The organism is Streptomyces sp. NPDC048295 (assembly GCF_040652135.1).
Classification (GTDB): domain Bacteria; phylum Actinomycetota; class Actinomycetes; order Streptomycetales; family Streptomycetaceae; genus Streptomyces.
On sequence record NZ_JBEZLL010000021.1, the window covers coordinates 52398 to 68012 of the forward strand.

Sequence of the window (15615 nt, forward strand, 5' to 3'; positions counted from 1 at the left end):
AACCGCGGCCAGCGTCGAACGCGGGCACTCGGATCCTCGCACAAATGCTTCCCAGTACGGCTCTGTCAGTGGCGACTCGTACACTCCGCTGATGCGACAGGCAAGGATGGTGAGCGCCCTGGCTGGCTCTCCGGGGCACCGCGGCCCCACGGGTGCGCCGTCGGCTGCAAGGTCACCCGCAGATCCGGTAGAACTCCGGCACCATCCGCCAGCAGCATTTTCATGAGGTGGGGCGATCTCCGCTGTGGAGGTCGGAGAGGGCCTCACCGCCGTCCGTATAAACAGGGGAGATTAGAGCTGTGCCTTCCACCACTGGCTTGACCGAGCTGCGCGAGCAGTGGATCCAGAAGATCTGCACTGGCATCGCCACCGCATTCGGTCGCCACCCGTTGCTCGATCCAGAGCGGATCGCCAGCGACCCGGGTTATGTGGATCTACTGCGCGCCCTCCTGATTCTGCGGATCGCCGTCCTGGACGCGCATGGCCGGTCCACCAGGCACATCACTGGACTGCTGGCAAAGCACCCGTTCTTCGCCGATTCCAAGCCTGACACAGATCAGCTCGCCAGCTTGGTCAAGCATGTCCGCCAGCACGTGGAGCGCGACGGACTCACAGGTTCTTTTCTGCTGCTGGGCCTCGGCCTGCGCGCCGAGGATCCGGAAAGCACGTACGCCCTTCTCCTGGACCACTGGGCTCGTCGGCGTTCTCGCGTGGCCAACGCCGCCCAGGTAGCCAGGGAAGTGACCCGGCACTGGAGCGTGGAGACCCCTCGCACCGCAGAAGCTCTGGCGCCTCGTTCACTCACACCCCTGGAGGAATACTCCGACACCATTTGGTCCCGTCTGGCTGAGGAGCCCGACGCACGTGTCCAGCATGCCGCGTCACTTGCCATGCTCAGGAAAGGCAGCGAGGCTCAAGACCTTTGGATGAAGCGGTTTCCCGCGCACGGGGCCAGGCATCTATGGAAGCTGGGTGCGGAAGCGGCCTGCTTCACCGCAGCCAGGGGATACCTCCGGAAAGCAATCCGTCACCCCCGGCTAAACCACGGTCTGCGGCCAGTCATCGCCCGCGCCTCGGACGTGGTCGACGAGCAACTCGAGGCGCTCGCCGAGGCGATCGGATGTCTTACCGCCACCGAGCGCAACCTGCTGCGGAACCGTACACAGCAGGAGCGCTTCCAGGACGCCTGCATCCTGACCTTCCTGAACCGGTCGCTCAACTTCCGAGGCAGCTACCCCGTCGGCTCCTGCGTCCCCAACGCCCAGGCGAGACATGGCACATTTGGCCCTCTGCCCTGGTGGAACATCATCGTCCGGACCCCGGAGGAGACAGAGGCCGCCCGCGCCGCACTCAGCGAGGGAGTGCTGCCTCTCGGTTTCGAGCGGGATCCCGAACACACGAGCCGACTTCTACTCATCTGCCACAAGCCCAGGACGGAGTCCCTGGGAATGCGGGCCCACTTCGCCTTCGACCTGGACAACCCAGCCCATGCCTGCGAGCTGCTCCTCATAGCAAAGCGCTCCGGCGTCCCCATTGACCTCTACGCGGAATCACACAGCGAGCAGGACGAATGGGACATCGAGTCCACCCATCTGGGCGCGCTGTACGCGCCCATCGGCCGGGAACTCGCTGGCCTGGTCACGAAAGCTGCTACCGAGGCACTGATCCGGTCTCTCCCGGGCGCCCGTGACCGCGACCACGACGAGCACGAGGGGATTGAGCCGCTCGCAGAGGCGTTGCGGCGTCTGCCCAGCGCGCAGGTCGAGCACTTCTCCTCGGGACGCCACATCACTGCATCGTCTCATCGCGACCTCGAAGGCGGGGTCGTAGCACTGTCGACCGACCCACCGGTCGCGCTCTCCGGATTCTCCAGGGGAGCCAAGAAGAACCAGCAATCCGGCGACTCACGGGGGATGTGCACCAGGACTCCCCTGCCTCCCCCTCGGGTGACCGGGTTCGTGTACGTCCAGCGGAACCCTGCCTTCCCGGACATGCTCAAGATCGGCTACTCAGACCGGCTCGCGGAGGACCGGGCGAAGGAGCTGTCACGTACGTCGGTCCCCTTCCCATTCGAGGTGCTCTTCAGGACAATCTCGACCCACGCCGTAGACGTAGAACGGGCTGTCCACCGCCTCCTCACTGCCCAACGGGTCACCGCAGAACGGGAGTTCTTCCGAGTCTCTCTGGAAACGGCCATCGAGGCGATCCGCCAATGCCAGGGCGAGGCGACCGGGATCACCACCTGGGAGCCGATTCCTGCTATTCATCGCCTACGCGCGGACGACCGCGTCGTCCTGCCCATGAGGGCCGGGCAGTTGTTCGCGCTCACGGCATACCCCCATCTGCTCAGCTCTTCCGCTGAGGTCCTCGATATCTGGCAGGCCCACGCGGACGGCGATCTACTGGAGATCCACGCCACGAACAACCCTGGGCACGTGGCGGGAATCAGCGACGATGATCCTGGCGCATACGAAGACCCTGTTCCGTTCCTCGACAGGAACGGAACAGTGCGGAACGGCATGCTCCTCGGTCGGGAACGACTGGTCGCCGGCGATCGGCTGGTCTGGTTTTCGGACGAGGAGGGGCCGACCGACACCCACGGAGTCGTCTTCGAAGCGGATGCCTTCTGCCAGGTCACCTACCGGACGGCAGCCCCTCGACGGGGCCCGCTAGGAATTCCTCTCCTGCTGAACCACCTTGACCGGGACATCCCCGATGCCATGGGAGCACTCGTCAGGGACGTCCTCGCACTGGACCCACCGCGCTCCTGGGCTCCTCGGAACCCCCAAGAAGAGGATGGCTGGGCGGTGGCGGCTACAGATCCCCAGCCGCCCGAGCACTGGCTCCCCCAACTCGAACGACGGCGCAGGGACGTCCGCCGAGACCGGCCCTGAGCGCCGCGTGGTACGGGATCCAGCTCGACGTGTCGTTTTCCAGCGCAAGGACCGAACCGGCAGTCGGCTCGCAACAAGGCCCAGCGAGATCTTTTGCCAACGAATCCAGTCGGCGCAGGTCAGCACGACTCCAGCGACTAACTTTGCTGTCCGAGGACACCCATCCACAAGTGCTGTCGCGAGACATAAACGAAACCACCTGGTCAACGGGCGCCGCACCGTGTCCGTCCGTCTGCGACCCAAGCTCGTGCCAAGGTGACCCGGATGGCGGTGCCAAGCGACACTGTCCAACGGCTGACCGATCCGGTGGATATTTGTCGGTCCGCTGATGCGGTGAACCTGTGCGGGCGGGTCAGCGCAACCCTGCGAACACCACTGCTGCCGCAGTGCCGCCCAGGATGGTCCCCGCGATCACCTGTGCCGTCGTGTGGTCGCGCAGCGAGACCCGGGACCAGCCGACAGCGGCGACGCCGAGGAAGAGGAGGGCGGCCCACCAGCCGTAGGCAACGGTGATGACGACGGCGACGCCGGAGGCGACGGCGGTGTGGACGCTGACTTTCCACCAGACGGTGACTGCCATGGTCAGCAGCAGGCCGGCGATCATGGCGGCGACCAGGGCGACGACCTCGCGCGGCGCGTCGAGAGCCAGGAGCAGGCCCGTGCCGACGAGGACGGAACCCAGGGTGACGAAGAGCGGTATCCACCGCTGGGAGCGGACCTTGAGGTGCTTGTCGCTCCAGCGGCCCCGGCGGACGCCGGCGACGATGTAGGCAATCGGCAGGCCGCCGCAGAAGGCGCCGGCCAGCAGGCCCCAGCCCGCACCCGCAGGGGAGTTGGTGGAGTGCCAGCCGATGACCAGCAGGACGCCGATGACCAGGTTGGCGGGCGCCAGGACCTCGGTGATGAGGCGGGCGGAGCGCCGCTCGGCAGGAGCAGCGGCAGTGGGTGGAAGCTGCGTGGTGGTGGTCATGCCGGTGTCTCCTCAAGGTGGGCGCGGAGGAAGTCCTGCGTGGCGCGGGAGCGGTAGGCGGTGTTAAGGGTGGTAAGGGCGCGGATCTCGGTGGCGAGGTCGCGGCCTCCGCTGGCAGGAGGCATGGGCTCGCCGGAGCCGGTGACCGCGCCGCGGAGCCGTTCCTCGCGGGCGACGGCGAGCCAGCAGGCCTCGGCGGTGATGTCGGCGTGGGCGCCGATGAAGCCGAGGGAGGTGGCGTGGTCGTAGGCACGTCCGCGCAGTTCCGCCGGTGCGTGGTCGGCGAGAGTGAGGATCGAGTCGCGGATCTCGATGGTGCGCCGGTACAGCCGGTCATGCGTACGCAGTGGGTTGGTGGCGTCGACGGCGCGGCTTGGCGGGGTGTCGAGCCGGGTCTCCGGGACGGCGTCGGTGAGGGTGCGCCACAGGGGGTAGAGGCTGACAAGCTGCCAGTGGGACCGGATGCGGGCGAGGGCGCGTGGGGCGGCGGGGAGGGTGCTGCCCAGCACGATCAGTAGTAGGGCCAGGAAAAGCAGGCCCGTGCTGAGCGCGTGGTTGACGTGTTCGCCGAGGGGACTGCTGCCGACGTAGTCAATGAACAGCACGGCGACGCGGTGGAGGGCGTATATGAGACCGACGGCGGTGCCGGTGCCGGTGAGGATCAGCCCTCGGCCGACGAGTCCGCTGTCGGGGCGGCGCCCCCAGCGAAAGCAAAGCAGCGTGGCGCTGAGCAGGGCGGCGCCGAGGTAGGAGGTCCATACGACGCCGTACGTGAGGATCGTGGCATGGTCGGCGTAGTCCGCCAGGAGATCCTCCGCCTCGTGACGCTGGGGCGTGGCGAAGAAGCAGGCAGCCAGAAGGACGACCGTGACGGCAGGTACGGCCTTGTGCAGCCTGGATACGCGCATCCCGGTCTTCGACTCGGCCATGTCGGCGACGAAGGTGAGGACCGATGCCGCCGCGACGGTCCCGCAGATGTGCTTGATCAGGAACGACAGGTTGGTGATGTGCAGATGCTCGTCGACCGCCGCCGCGATAGCGACCGGCCGGACCGTCATGGCCAGAGCGAGTGCCGCGAACGCCAGCCAGAGGCTGAGTCGTTCGGGTCTCCGGAAGGCGGAGCGGGCACGCCAAAGCGTGACGGCCCAGAGCAGGACGGCGGGTATCGCGTCAATCATGTGTGGGGGAGTCTCACGTGTCGCTGAGCGCGGCATTGAGCCGGCGCAAGGTGCTGGGGGTGGTCCGGTCGCCGTTTCCACGCAGAGCGGCACGGGTCGCGATGAGGCCGGCCAGCGTCTCCGCGCTCCGCTCCTCCTCGGTCTCGTAGCTCGTGCGGCCAAGTACACCCGTCACGAGATCGGTGTCGAGGTGGTGGAAGGCGCGGCCGAGGGTTTGGCGAGGCGTGTGTCCGAGGAGCATGTGGCTGATCTCGTGCAGCACGATGTGGTCCCGGTGGAGAGGGCTGGTGGCGTCCTCCACGAGGATGTGGTCCGCCTTCTCCGTGGCGAGCCAGGCTCCGCAGGGCAGTTCGTCACCGGTGATCGCTGGGAATGTGTGCAGGTGGATAGGCCGGCCGCGCTTCTTGGACACGCGGGCGAGTAGTTCCTCGATCTTGAAGGGGTCGGGAAGGTCGAGATCATCCAGGACGGATTCGAGTCGGATTCCCTGATCTGGGGAGGGCCCCGAACGACGGGATTTCATTTGCCCTCCGACTCCGACACTTCTCGAACGTGCGACTTACTGCCGCGATGCCGTGGCGGGTATATGAATGATTTCCGGTCGCACATCTGGAGGGCTGTCGACTACGCCGGGAAAATGCGGACAATAGTGCGCAAATGGGGTGATGAATCCTTGCCGACGGGGCGTCACTTCATGTCGTCGTGATGTTTGCCACTGGAATTCATATCGATGGTCGAATCCTCGTCGGAGGCCCTGAGGCCTTCGAGTTCGCGGGCGCGTTCGATGAATTCGGTAATGATCTTGAGGCTCTTGTCGGAGAGTCCGGATGCACGTAGAGCCACTGATCTCACGCCCGCATCGCGCATGGCGGCGAGCGCGTCGAGTTCGGCGGCGATCTTCTCCGATTCGTCGTCATCGAAGAAGTAGGCGGGCTTCACGCCGAAGAAGGTGGAGAGAGCCTCAAGGTGGCGCTTGGTCGGATTGTCCTTGGCGCCGGTCCTCAGTTGCCAGATGTAGCTCGCGGAGATGGTCGGGCCGCCCTGTCGGCGGATGCCTGACGCCACTTCCTCGTAGCTGTACGGGCCGCGGCCCTTCGGGTGGACGGTGGTGAACAGTCGGTCCAGGCGGCCGGCGAGTGTGGCCCCGTCACCCGCCTGTGTCGCAGGTGGGTTGTTCTGGTGGTCCATCGTGGCCGTCCTCCGGTCGCGTCGCCTTCACTGGGGTGGATGGTTGCCCTGTCTTCATTTTCGCTGGTTGACAGCGGTGCCCCATCTCAGTCTAGTGTGATCATCGTGCCATCCACCCATGAAAACGGTCCATGCCGGGGTGGGGCCAAACGACGATGCCCGGGAGCGGCAACTCCCGGGCATCCGTCGGCTGCCCTCGCCGAGGGCACCCAATGATCCGGGGCCGCGTGGCCAGCTTGCAGGCGACAACCGCGCAGCCCCGTCCATGAGGACGGAGTATCACATGCGCCCACCCGGCAGGGGAATCCCGGCAGGCTCGACGCGGGGCCGGTGCCAGCGGCTCGAGCGTCGTCGAGCTCGTCGGGAGGGCTGATGGCCCGCATCCGGACAGTCAAGCCCGACCTGTTCGTCAACGAAAGCGTCGCGGCCTGCTCGGTCTCCGCGGTCGTCACCTACATCGGCCTGTTCACTCAGTCCGACGACCACGGGAGGCACCGGGACAACCCGGCGATCATCGCCGGCCTCCTGTGGCCGCTGCGCGCCGAGCACACTCCCGTACATGTGGAGGAGGACCTCCAGCAACTCGCCGACGCCGGACTGATCTGCCGGTACACCGGCTGCGACGGCAAGCGCTATCTCCACATCACCGGCTGGTACGAGCACCAGAAGATCGACCGGCCCAGCCAGTCCCGTCTCCCGGTCTGCGTCGCCCACAACAGCGACAAGAGGTGCGGCCCGTGCAAGGGAGTCTGCGTCAAGGCCGAGGCGAACACCCGGGGAGCACTCGACGAGCCATCGACGAATCCTCACCGAGCCGTCGACCCGCACCCCGAACAGCTCGCGCGTCCGCACGGCGACCGCACCACGGCGCCGGGCACCAGCGACAACACGCATCCCGACACCAGCGGGAAGGTCTCCCCAACGGGAGGTGAACCCGCAGGTCAAGGCCGGTTCGCGGAGGCTTCGACGAACCCTCCGCGAACCCTCGCCGGAGCCTCGACGTCCGGATCCAGGATCATGGATCCTGGATCGTCTTCACCTACGGGACGCACAGCGTCCGACGGCACGGTCACAGCCGGGAACCTCCTCGCCGAGTACGTGGGCTCCTGCACCGAGCGCCCGCCCGGTGACGTCCTCGGACACCTCGGTCGCCTGCTGAAGAAGCTGCTCGCCGAAGACATCGACGTGGACCACATCCGCGCCGGCCTCGCCCGCTACGCCGAGATCCAGGGCCATCCCTCCAGGCTGCCGAGCCTGGTGAACGACGCCATGAATGCCCGCGTCCCCGCCCAGACGGCATCCCGGCCCGGCCCGACGCACCGAGCATGGACCAACCCGGTCGACGCGGCCGCCGCCTACGCGGAGGAGCTGTGATGAGCCGCGAGCCCGAACTCCTCGGAGACGGAGCCCTCCAGCGACTGCAGCGGATCCTCACCGCCCGGGGCATGAACCCAAAGCACCTCTCCGACGCCCCGGACGAGGACCAGCCCTACACCCCGCTGGGCCTGCTGGACGCCCGGATGCCGCCGCGCTACCGGACCGCCCGCGCCGACCACCCCGAGGTACTGACCTGGACCCGCAGTGTGATCGCCCAGGCCGGGGCACCCAACCCCGGCGCACGACGGCAGATCACCGCCGGCCCCAGCCTGCTCCTGGCCGGCGTCACCGGCTCGGGCAAGACCCACCAGGTGTACGGCGCGGTTCGAACCCTCGTCGAAGCGGGCATCGTCGTCCGGTGGTGGGCCACCACGGCCGCCGACCTCTACGCCGACCTGCGCCCACGCCCCGGACACGACACCGAACGCGAACTCGAGACGGTCAGCCGCTACCCGCTACTGATCCTGGACGACCTCGGCGCGGCCAAGGCCTCCGAGTGGGTCGAGGAGATCACCTACCGACTGATCAACCGCCGCTACAACCTGATGCTCCCCACGCTGATCACTACCAACCTCGCCATGCGCGACCTCCGCGAACACCTCGGGGACCGCGTCGCCTCCCGGCTCGCCGAGATGACCACCCGCGTCACCTTCGAGCCCGTCGACCGCAGACGCCAGCCCCACGCCGCCTGACCGGCAGCAGGCCGCCACGCCGAGCCGCGCACCCAGCGTGCTGCCCCACGTACTTCCCGACCCAGCAACACCTCTCCGCCGATGCCCACCGCGCGCGGAGAGCGATCGGAGCAACCGCATGACCCCCACGACGATCAGCCCAGCCCGCCACCGGTCGCTCGGCGACCAGACCTGGCAGGACGAGGCCGTCTGCCAGAACACCGAGTACAACCCGGTGGACCCCGACATGTTCTTCCCGGAGCCCGACGAGACCGACAAGATTGCCGCCGCGAAGTCGCTGTGCGGCCAGTGCCCGGTCCGCCGCACCTGCCTGGACGCCGCACTGGAGGGCGGAGACACCGACGGTATCCGAGGCGGACTGACCGAGGAGGAACGTGAGCCACTGCACGAGAAGCTCCCCCAACGCCTCGACTACAGCCGCGTCAACGACACGATCGACGGGCGCGACGTCCACCTCACCCAGGCCGAGCGCCGCGCGGTCATCTACGCGGCCTACCGCCACGGAGTGACCGAGCAGCGCCTGGCCTGGCTCCTGAAGGTCACCGAGGAGCATGCCAAGAAGAAGTACCGCGAACTCCGCCGCGCCCTGCGCAACCGAGACATGAACCAACCCGAGACGGCCACTCTGCTACCCGAGGCCGACGGCGAGCGCCTGGTTCGCTACGACTTCGGGACGGCGGCATGACCTCCACGAGTGCGCAGAAGGCGGCGCACATATCCGGCTGGGACCGCGCGGTCGTCATCGCCCTGGGCGGCGCGGGATGCGCGCTGTCGTACGACGCCCTCCAGCAGATGGCCGTCGCCATCCACATCCGAGGTTTCCTCACCTACCTCTTCCCCCTGGTGATCGACGGCTTTATCGCCTACGGCATCCGGGCGCTCCTGGTCCTGCGCGACGCGCCCCTGCGTGCCCGGCTCTACGTCTGGGCGCTCTTCGGTACGGCCACCGCCGCCAGCATCTGGGCCAACGCGCTCCACGCGGTGCGGCTCAACGCGGACGCGGTCGCCGGCACCGGCCTCCGCCTCGGAGACATGGTGGTCGCGGTGCTGTCCACCATCGCCCCGCTCGCCCTCGCCGGCGCGGTCCACCTCTACATCCTCATCGCCCGGGGGCCGGTCAAGAGCAGTGACCGCGAAGACCTCGGTCAGGCCAGTCACTCGGGTCAGCCGGGTCAGGGCGACCCAGGTGACGCCGTCGAGGTCACCCGGACTGACCGGGTCGGTCAGCAGCAGCCGACGGCCGGTCAGGTCACCTCCGGTCAGCCGGTCACCGCGCTGACCGACCGGCCGCCGCTGTCGCTGGACAAGCAGGCTCCCGCCCCCCGGTCACTGGCCGGAGACACGAGTCCGGCGGACAGTCCGGCGCCGGTCACCGGTCACCGCGGTCAGCCGCATAAGGCCGCTGGCCTGCCCGGACAGCCGGACACGGCGCGGCCGGTCACCGACCGCGCCGACGACACCACCCCGGTCACCGACGACCAGGACAGCCCGGCGGCGGTCACCGTCCCGCCGGTCACTCCGCCGCCGGTCACTGACCGGGTTGCCCGGACACCCGGTGACCGGCGGCCCGACCCGGACACTGAACAGCTGCTGAACATCGCCCGGTCGGCGGTCAGGGCCGAGGACAAGCTGACCCGCAAGGTGGTCGCCCAGGCGATCCGCGGTCAGCAGATCCCGCTGTCCAGCGACACCCTGACCGCCCTGATGGCCCAGCTCCGCGAGCAGCACCGGCAGCCGGTCACCTCCGCCCGGCCCTGACCGAACCCCCACGAAGCGGGTGACCGAGTCGGTCACCCCGGCCGGTCACCCGCTCCGGACACCCGCCCCACATCCCTCCCGAGCAGAAGCGGAGAGCACCCGATGCGCACTCACCCGGCCACGCCCGCTGAAGTCGACTCCTGGCTGACCGTCCTGCACCAGCGCGGTCACCTTCACCGAGCCCAGTCCGGCCCCGACAGCACCTGGATCGTGCAGCGCGAGCAGCAGAGCCGTCCCTGGACCCTGCACCACCCGGTCCTGGCCATGGACTGGATCGAGGAACTCGTCCGCGAAATCCAGCAGCAGGCCCCGGAGACGAGGCGGTGACCACCGACGACTCGGAGGTGATTACCGCCGGACAGCAGCGTGACCTCACGACGGCTCCTGGCGGAGCAAGCTATCGCGTACGACGGTCCTACGGCCCGTCGTACGCACTTGCCCCCGCCCCGGAGGGCGGGGGAAGCCCGGCTGGTCCCCGAGCGAGGGCGCACGGGGACCAGCCGGGCAGCCGGCGCCAGGGGGCGCCGGTCACCGGGGGAGAAGCGGACCGTGCCGAGCAGCGCGAGCAGGCGAGCCCGAGCACGCCCGCCTTCCCCGACCGCACACCGCGCCGCCGCAGCCGCAACCCGAGCGAGCGCACCCGCAAGACGACCACCCGCCTGTCCGACGAAGAGAAAGCCGAGATCGCTGGCGCCGCCGCGCAGCGCGGCGTCACCGTCGCCCGCTTCCTCGCCACCGCCGGCCTGAGCGCCGCTCGCGGGCGCGCCGCCGTGCACACCAACGAACGACTCGACACGGCCATCGACGAACTCGCAGCTCTGCGCACCGCGCTGGCCCGGATCGGCAACAACATCAACCAGATCGCCTTCGTCCTCAACAGCGGCGGCCACCCGCGCGCCGGCGAACTCGAACACGCGCTGGGCGCGCTGATCCGACTTCTCGCCCGCGTCGACGACGCGGCGAACGACCTGGTGACCAGGCGGCTGTGATGGTTCCCGACATCGGACGCGGTTCCCGTACCCACGGCCTGCTCGTCTACCTGTACGGCCCCGGCAGGCGAGAGGAGCACACCGACGCCCACCTCGTCGGCTCCTGGGACGGCTTCGCCCCCGACCCCGGCCGCGACACCAGCCCCGACCTCGATCCGAAGGTCACCCTCGCCCGGCTCACCGCCGCCCTCGACCTCCGGGTCAAGCAGGCCGGCGACCGCGCGCCCGCCAAGCACGTCTGGCACTGCTCGGTCCGCACCGCCCCTGGTGACCGGCGACTCTCCGACGAGGAGTGGAACACGGTCGCCCAGCGCATCCTCCACGCCACCAACATCGCCCCGGATGGTGATCCTGACGGCTGCCGGTGGATCGCCGTCCGCCACGCCGAGGACCACATCCACATCGTCGCCACCCTGGTCCGAGGCGACCTGCGCAACCCCCGCCTGAACTACGACTTCAACAAGGCCCAGGCCGAATGCCGCCGCATCGAGAAGGAGATGAGCCTGCGCCGCCTGAACGCCGGAGACGGCACCGCAGCGAAGAACCCCACCAGCGCAGAGAAGTTCAAGGCCGAACGCACCGGCCGCCCCGAGACCTCCCGCGAGACGCTCCGCGAAGCCATCCGCCAGGCCATCGCGGGCGCCGCCACCGAAGAGGAGTTCTTCACCCGGCTCCGCGAGGCGGGCCTGCGCGTGAAGGTGCGCCACGCCCCGTCCGGTGACGCGCTCGGCTACAACGTGGCCCTGCCCGGCGACCGCAACCGCCACGGCGACCCGGTCTGGTACCCCGGCTCCAAGCTGGCCCCCGACCTCTCCCTCCCGAAGATCCGCCTCCGGCTGACCAACGGCCCTACCGAACGCGCCACGCCGCCAGAAGCCGTCAGCACAGCGAACTGGTCGCCGCCCGCCCGAGCACGACGCAACGCCACCAGCATCGCAGAACGCGCCGCCGTCCTCCTGGACCACGACGACAACGGCGAAGCCGCAGCCCAGCTCGTCGGCGTCGGAGAACTCCTGGACGCCCTCGCCCAGACCTCCCCGGCCGCCACCCGTACCGAACTGGCTGCTGCCGCCCGCTCCTTCGAGAGGGCCACCCGCAGCCACGTCCGAGCAGAACATGCCGACACCCGGGCGCTCCGCTCGGCCGCCCGGGGCATCGTCCAGGCCGGCGGCGCGCTCGGCCGGGGCGAGGACGGCGGCACCACCGCCATGCTCGTCTCCACCCTGGTCCTGGTCACCCTCGCCGCCGCCCGCTGGCACTCCGCCCGCGGCCACGCCCAGCAGGCCCACGCCTCCCGACAAGCCGCCGCGCACCTGCGCACCGCCTACCGACAGGCCGCCACCACACCCATGCGAGCGCTTCACGACCACGGCCGCGCCCTCCCCGAGGCCCAGCGCCGGATGCACGAGGCCACACTGCGCACCGTTCTGCCGGAGTGCGGCGTACGAGCGGACGGCATGCCGACGAAGACCGACGCGCTGGTCGCAACCCTCGCCCAGGCCCAGCTGGAGGGCTACGACCCCGAAGCACTCCTGCGGCAGGCCATCAACATGCGCGAACTCGACACCGCCGAGGACGTCAACGACGTCCTGGTCTGGCGCCTGCGCCGGATCGCCCAACTCCCCGCTCACCCGGGCGCAGCTCCCCGTCGCCCGCAGGCCGGCACCCGCCCGGCCAAGACCTCGACCAACCGCACCAGCGAACGCAACGCCCCCGCAGCTGCTGCACGCCCTGCCGTGTCCGATCCGCGCAGCCGCCCACCGCGCCGCTGATCAGCTCGTCCGGCAGGCTGGCCACTGGTCGACCGGACGACTCCACGAAATGCCTGGACAGCCGGTTCCACCTGCTGTTACGGATGGAAACAGAAAGCCCACGACCGGGAGATGACGCTCGTGCTCAGAACCACCGACCGCACCACGGAGTCGGCACCCCCGCTGCCCGTCCTTCCCGCCGGCACCGACCCCCTGCTGCAGCTCCAGTACGAGACGCAACCGGCTGACGGCCCCGCCGTGACCCGCTGCGTCGGCCACCCATGCGAACTGACCTTCGGAGGCATCCCGGCGAGGTGCTCGGCCTGCCGGGCCCGGCGCGACTGGCTGCTCATCAACCACAGGCGCAATGTCTGGATCCGCTGCAGGTGCGGCAACCAGTGGCTTGAACCCGAGATCAGTCGCGCCGACTTCGACGCCCTGATCGGAGGCCCGGACGGGACGAGCTACCCGAGCGTCGAAGCGGCCATGATCGCGCTCGGTTTCGACGGCGTCTTCGCCGGCATCTACTTGGAGTAGGCGAACAACACACCAAACGCCGAGGGTCGCCACCGATACGTCAGTGGCGCTCCTTGGCGTTGTAGGCGTGGTCAGCCGCGTGTGCTGTCTTTCGGTAGTCCGCCCCAGAAATCGCACCCGGGGCAGGCGTCCTCACCCTCCTGGACATGGCCCTTGTACCAGCCATGGACCGTCGCGTGCAGGATGGCCTCCTCCGCGGAGGCCCCGCCGCTGCGGACAGACTCGATGGCATTGCCGACGATCAACCTGAGCACGGCGTTGTCGGGTGAGGGGAACAGCGGGGACGGTATCGGGGAGTCGGCCAGGCACCTGATCCTAGGGGCGAGCGAGCCGTCAATCAGCGGTATCTGCTCCCGGGAAGGGCACGCCCATCTTGGTCAGGCGGCGGATGCTGAGCCGGACGGCGGCCGGGCGGAGGCCAAGCTCGTTCGCGAGGGCCTCGACAGGCTGGCGGGGCGATTCCCGACGCCGCTGAGGGACGGCGCGATCGGTCGCAGCATCCCGAAAGCGGCTGACCAGGTAGGCGCCGACAGCATCGGCCGCGACGGTGAACAAGGCAACGGCGCAGACGCCGTAGTTCTCCTGGGCGGCAGCGACGATGCCGGTCACCGTGCTGGCGGTGGTGACCGCGACGGTACCGGCGAGAAGGTAGTTCATGACGCTTCTGGGGCAGCGGGCGGGGCTGGGGGAGTCGGGGGGCCGTGCAGGTCGCTGCGAAATCCCCGGCCGACCGGCTTCCAGCCCTGGAACGTGGCTGGCTTCCAGAAGGGCCGGTCCGGCACGCTGTCGTCGTCCGGCGCGGGCAGAATGCCCCGGCTCTTCCGGCTCCGGGCGGCGCCGACGCTGATGCCCAGATGGGCGGCGACCTCGCGATAGCCCCAGAGCTGCTGGTCGTCGGCCATGGTGTCCTCCTCGTTTGTCGGGATGAGCGTACGCACCAGCGAGTGGGCGTACGGCAAGGCCTGTGTGACATCCCGTTAGTTCTCCTGAGCCCCGCTGAGTCGCTGACCCCGTAGCCAGGGCGTTCTTCCTCCTTCGTGTGCTCTGCTGGCTTGTGACGTAACTTCGGGATTCCTGAAGCGTTCTCATCTCGTCCGATCGTTCCGCAGTCGGGCCGAAGGTGAGGAGGCTCGGGTTGGCGGCGCTGGCAGTCGTGCGGGACCTGCGTGAGCAATGGACGCCCGCGTCGGCGGAAGAACTTGAGCGGTTCGAGACCGACGTGCTGTCCGGGTTCGTCCTGGCGCGGGCCTCGGCAGGGCTGGAGGACGGCACGATCCGCGGGGACGTCGGGCACCTGGATCAGATCAGGTCCTGGTTCGGCCGGCCGCTGTGGGACATGGAGCCCGCCGACGCGGACGCGTACTTCGGGAAGGTGCTGCGGCACTCGGCTGGGCCGGTCACAGGCGCTGAGCACGTACTTCACGTTCCTGGAGCTGCGGCACAAAGTCGAACTGCACCGGATAACCGGCCGGGTGGTGGAGTGCCCGATCGACGAGATGAACCGGCCGCGTGGGGCCAAGGACGCCCAGTTGCGGATCCCGCCGAGTGAGCCGGAGATCGGGACGCTGTTCACGGGCTGGGGCGGCGAGCTGGCGACCTGCCGGAACTTCGCCCCCACCGCCCGGAACTACACCGCGGCGAAGCTGATGTCCCAGGTGGGCCTGCGGGTGAGCGAGGCGTGCGGCCTCGACCTGGGCGACATCAAGTGGGACCTGGGCCGTTTCGGCAAGCTCCACGTCCGCCACGGCAAGGGCGCCCGCGGCTCGGGGCCGCGCGAGCGGATGGTGCCGCTGATCAACGGCGCCGACCGGACGCTGCGGTGGTTCATCGAGGACGTGTGGGGCCAGTTCGACGACGACCACACCCGACCTGGCGCCCCGCTGTTCCCGAGCGAGCGGAAGAACATCGACGGCTCCGCCCGCCGGGTCGGCGACGATGCCCTGCGCAACGGTCTCGACAACGCCGTCGAGGCTCATCTGCCAGGCTGGATGTCGCACGGCTCTAGAGATTTCAGTAGCGCAAGATTCATTTCAGTGAAGATTTCAGTGCACTCCCTCAGTGTGATTGTGGTTCGGCGGGCGTAGAGACCTCTCACATGGGGCCTGATGGCGGCCATGTGGTGGCCGGTGCGCGGACAGTAGGGAAGAGCCGTCTCCTCGTGCGCCAGTCCGCTGAGGGTGGAGGTGAGCACCGGTGCCGACGATGAGGCTCCGCACTGTGATCATGGTGAGGGATCTCCCACACCAGCCCCTACGACTAGGGAATTCCAAGAGGAAACAGC

General features: G+C 68.8%; 16 protein-coding genes. 10 read left to right on the forward strand and 6 right to left on the reverse strand.

Going from position 1 to position 15615, the window contains the following annotated elements; translation table 11 throughout:
- The first annotated feature begins 317 nt into the window (after nt 1-317).
- Nucleotides 318-2894: a GIY-YIG nuclease family protein gene (locus AB0D53_RS27710; protein ID WP_362451376.1), complete on the forward strand. Its 2577-nt coding sequence runs from the start codon at nt 318-320 to the stop codon at nt 2892-2894.
- 352 nt (nt 2895-3246) lie between these two features.
- On the opposite strand, the gene AB0D53_RS27715 is transcribed toward AB0D53_RS27710, so the two are convergent.
- The 4 genes from AB0D53_RS27715 to AB0D53_RS27730 all read right to left on the reverse strand — a co-directional run bounded on the left by AB0D53_RS27715 (nt 3247) and on the right by AB0D53_RS27730 (nt 6230).
- The gene (locus AB0D53_RS27715; RefSeq protein WP_362451379.1) at nt 3247-3864 is read right to left on the reverse strand and encodes a hypothetical protein; all 618 of its coding nucleotides are present in this window, start codon (nt 3862-3864) and stop codon (nt 3247-3249) included.
- Nucleotides 3861-5042, reverse strand: a complete 1182-nt coding sequence (locus tag AB0D53_RS27720) for an MAB_1171c family putative transporter (protein ID WP_362451381.1) — start codon at nt 5040-5042, stop codon at nt 3861-3863. The genes AB0D53_RS27715 and AB0D53_RS27720 overlap by 4 nt, the downstream gene beginning before the upstream one ends.
- 13 nt (nt 5043-5055) lie before the next feature.
- A complete protein-coding gene (locus tag AB0D53_RS27725) occupies nt 5056-5565 on the reverse strand; it encodes a hypothetical protein (RefSeq protein WP_362451384.1) in 510 nt (169 codons plus the stop codon).
- A 164-nt stretch (nt 5566-5729) separates the two neighbouring features.
- Nucleotides 5730-6230 (reverse strand): helix-turn-helix domain-containing protein, encoded by a 501-nt coding sequence (locus AB0D53_RS27730; RefSeq protein WP_362451387.1) that lies wholly within the window; start codon nt 6228-6230, stop codon nt 5730-5732.
- A 372-nt stretch (nt 6231-6602) separates the two neighbouring features.
- On the opposite strand from AB0D53_RS27730, the gene AB0D53_RS27735 reads away from it, so the two are divergent.
- From AB0D53_RS27735 to AB0D53_RS27770, 8 genes are all read left to right on the forward strand, one after another.
- On the forward strand, nt 6603-7604 hold the full coding sequence (locus AB0D53_RS27735; protein ID WP_362451389.1) for a hypothetical protein: 1002 nt from the start codon (nt 6603-6605) through the stop codon (nt 7602-7604).
- Entirely contained in the window at nt 7604-8299 is a 696-nt protein-coding gene (locus tag AB0D53_RS27740) for an ATP-binding protein (RefSeq protein WP_362451391.1), read from the forward strand. Before AB0D53_RS27735 ends, AB0D53_RS27740 begins: the two co-directional genes overlap by 1 nt.
- 118 nt (nt 8300-8417) lie before the next feature.
- Nucleotides 8418-8984 carry a WhiB family transcriptional regulator gene (locus tag AB0D53_RS27745; protein WP_362451393.1) on the forward strand — a complete coding sequence of 189 codons (567 nt, stop codon included), beginning with the start codon at nt 8418-8420 and terminating at the stop codon, nt 8982-8984.
- Nucleotides 8981-10057, forward strand: a complete 1077-nt coding sequence (locus AB0D53_RS27750) for a DUF2637 domain-containing protein (protein WP_362451395.1) — start codon at nt 8981-8983, stop codon at nt 10055-10057. The genes AB0D53_RS27745 and AB0D53_RS27750 overlap by 4 nt, the downstream gene beginning before the upstream one ends.
- 102 nt (nt 10058-10159) lie before the next feature.
- Nucleotides 10160-10384 carry a hypothetical protein gene (locus tag AB0D53_RS27755; protein WP_362451397.1) on the forward strand — a complete coding sequence of 75 codons (225 nt, stop codon included), beginning with the start codon at nt 10160-10162 and terminating at the stop codon, nt 10382-10384.
- Nucleotides 10381-11046 (forward strand): MobC family plasmid mobilization relaxosome protein, encoded by a 666-nt coding sequence (locus AB0D53_RS27760; protein ID WP_362451400.1) that lies wholly within the window; start codon nt 10381-10383, stop codon nt 11044-11046. Before AB0D53_RS27755 ends, AB0D53_RS27760 begins: the two co-directional genes overlap by 4 nt.
- Entirely contained in the window at nt 11046-12818 is a 1773-nt protein-coding gene (locus AB0D53_RS27765; RefSeq protein ID WP_362451403.1) for a mobilization protein, read from the forward strand. The genes AB0D53_RS27760 and AB0D53_RS27765 overlap by 1 nt, the downstream gene beginning before the upstream one ends.
- Nucleotides 12819-12929: 111 nt before the next feature.
- On the forward strand, nt 12930-13334 hold the full coding sequence (locus AB0D53_RS27770) for a hypothetical protein (RefSeq protein WP_362451405.1): 405 nt from the start codon (nt 12930-12932) through the stop codon (nt 13332-13334).
- 333 nt (nt 13335-13667) lie between these two features.
- Here AB0D53_RS27770 and AB0D53_RS27775 read toward each other — a convergent pair whose 3' ends face one another.
- Nucleotides 13668-13991, reverse strand: coding sequence for an Lrp/AsnC family transcriptional regulator (locus tag AB0D53_RS27775; RefSeq protein WP_362451407.1), 324 nt, complete (start codon nt 13989-13991; stop codon nt 13668-13670).
- Nucleotides 13988-14236, reverse strand: coding sequence for a MarR family transcriptional regulator (locus AB0D53_RS27780; RefSeq protein ID WP_362451409.1), 249 nt, complete (start codon nt 14234-14236; stop codon nt 13988-13990). Before AB0D53_RS27780 ends, AB0D53_RS27775 begins: the two co-directional genes overlap by 4 nt.
- 594 nt (nt 14237-14830) lie before the next feature.
- Here AB0D53_RS27780 and AB0D53_RS27785 point away from each other — a divergent pair.
- The gene (locus AB0D53_RS27785; RefSeq protein WP_362451412.1) at nt 14831-15418 is read left to right on the forward strand and encodes a site-specific integrase; all 588 of its coding nucleotides are present in this window, start codon (nt 14831-14833) and stop codon (nt 15416-15418) included.
- The last annotated feature ends 197 nt before the right edge of the window (nt 15419-15615 follow it).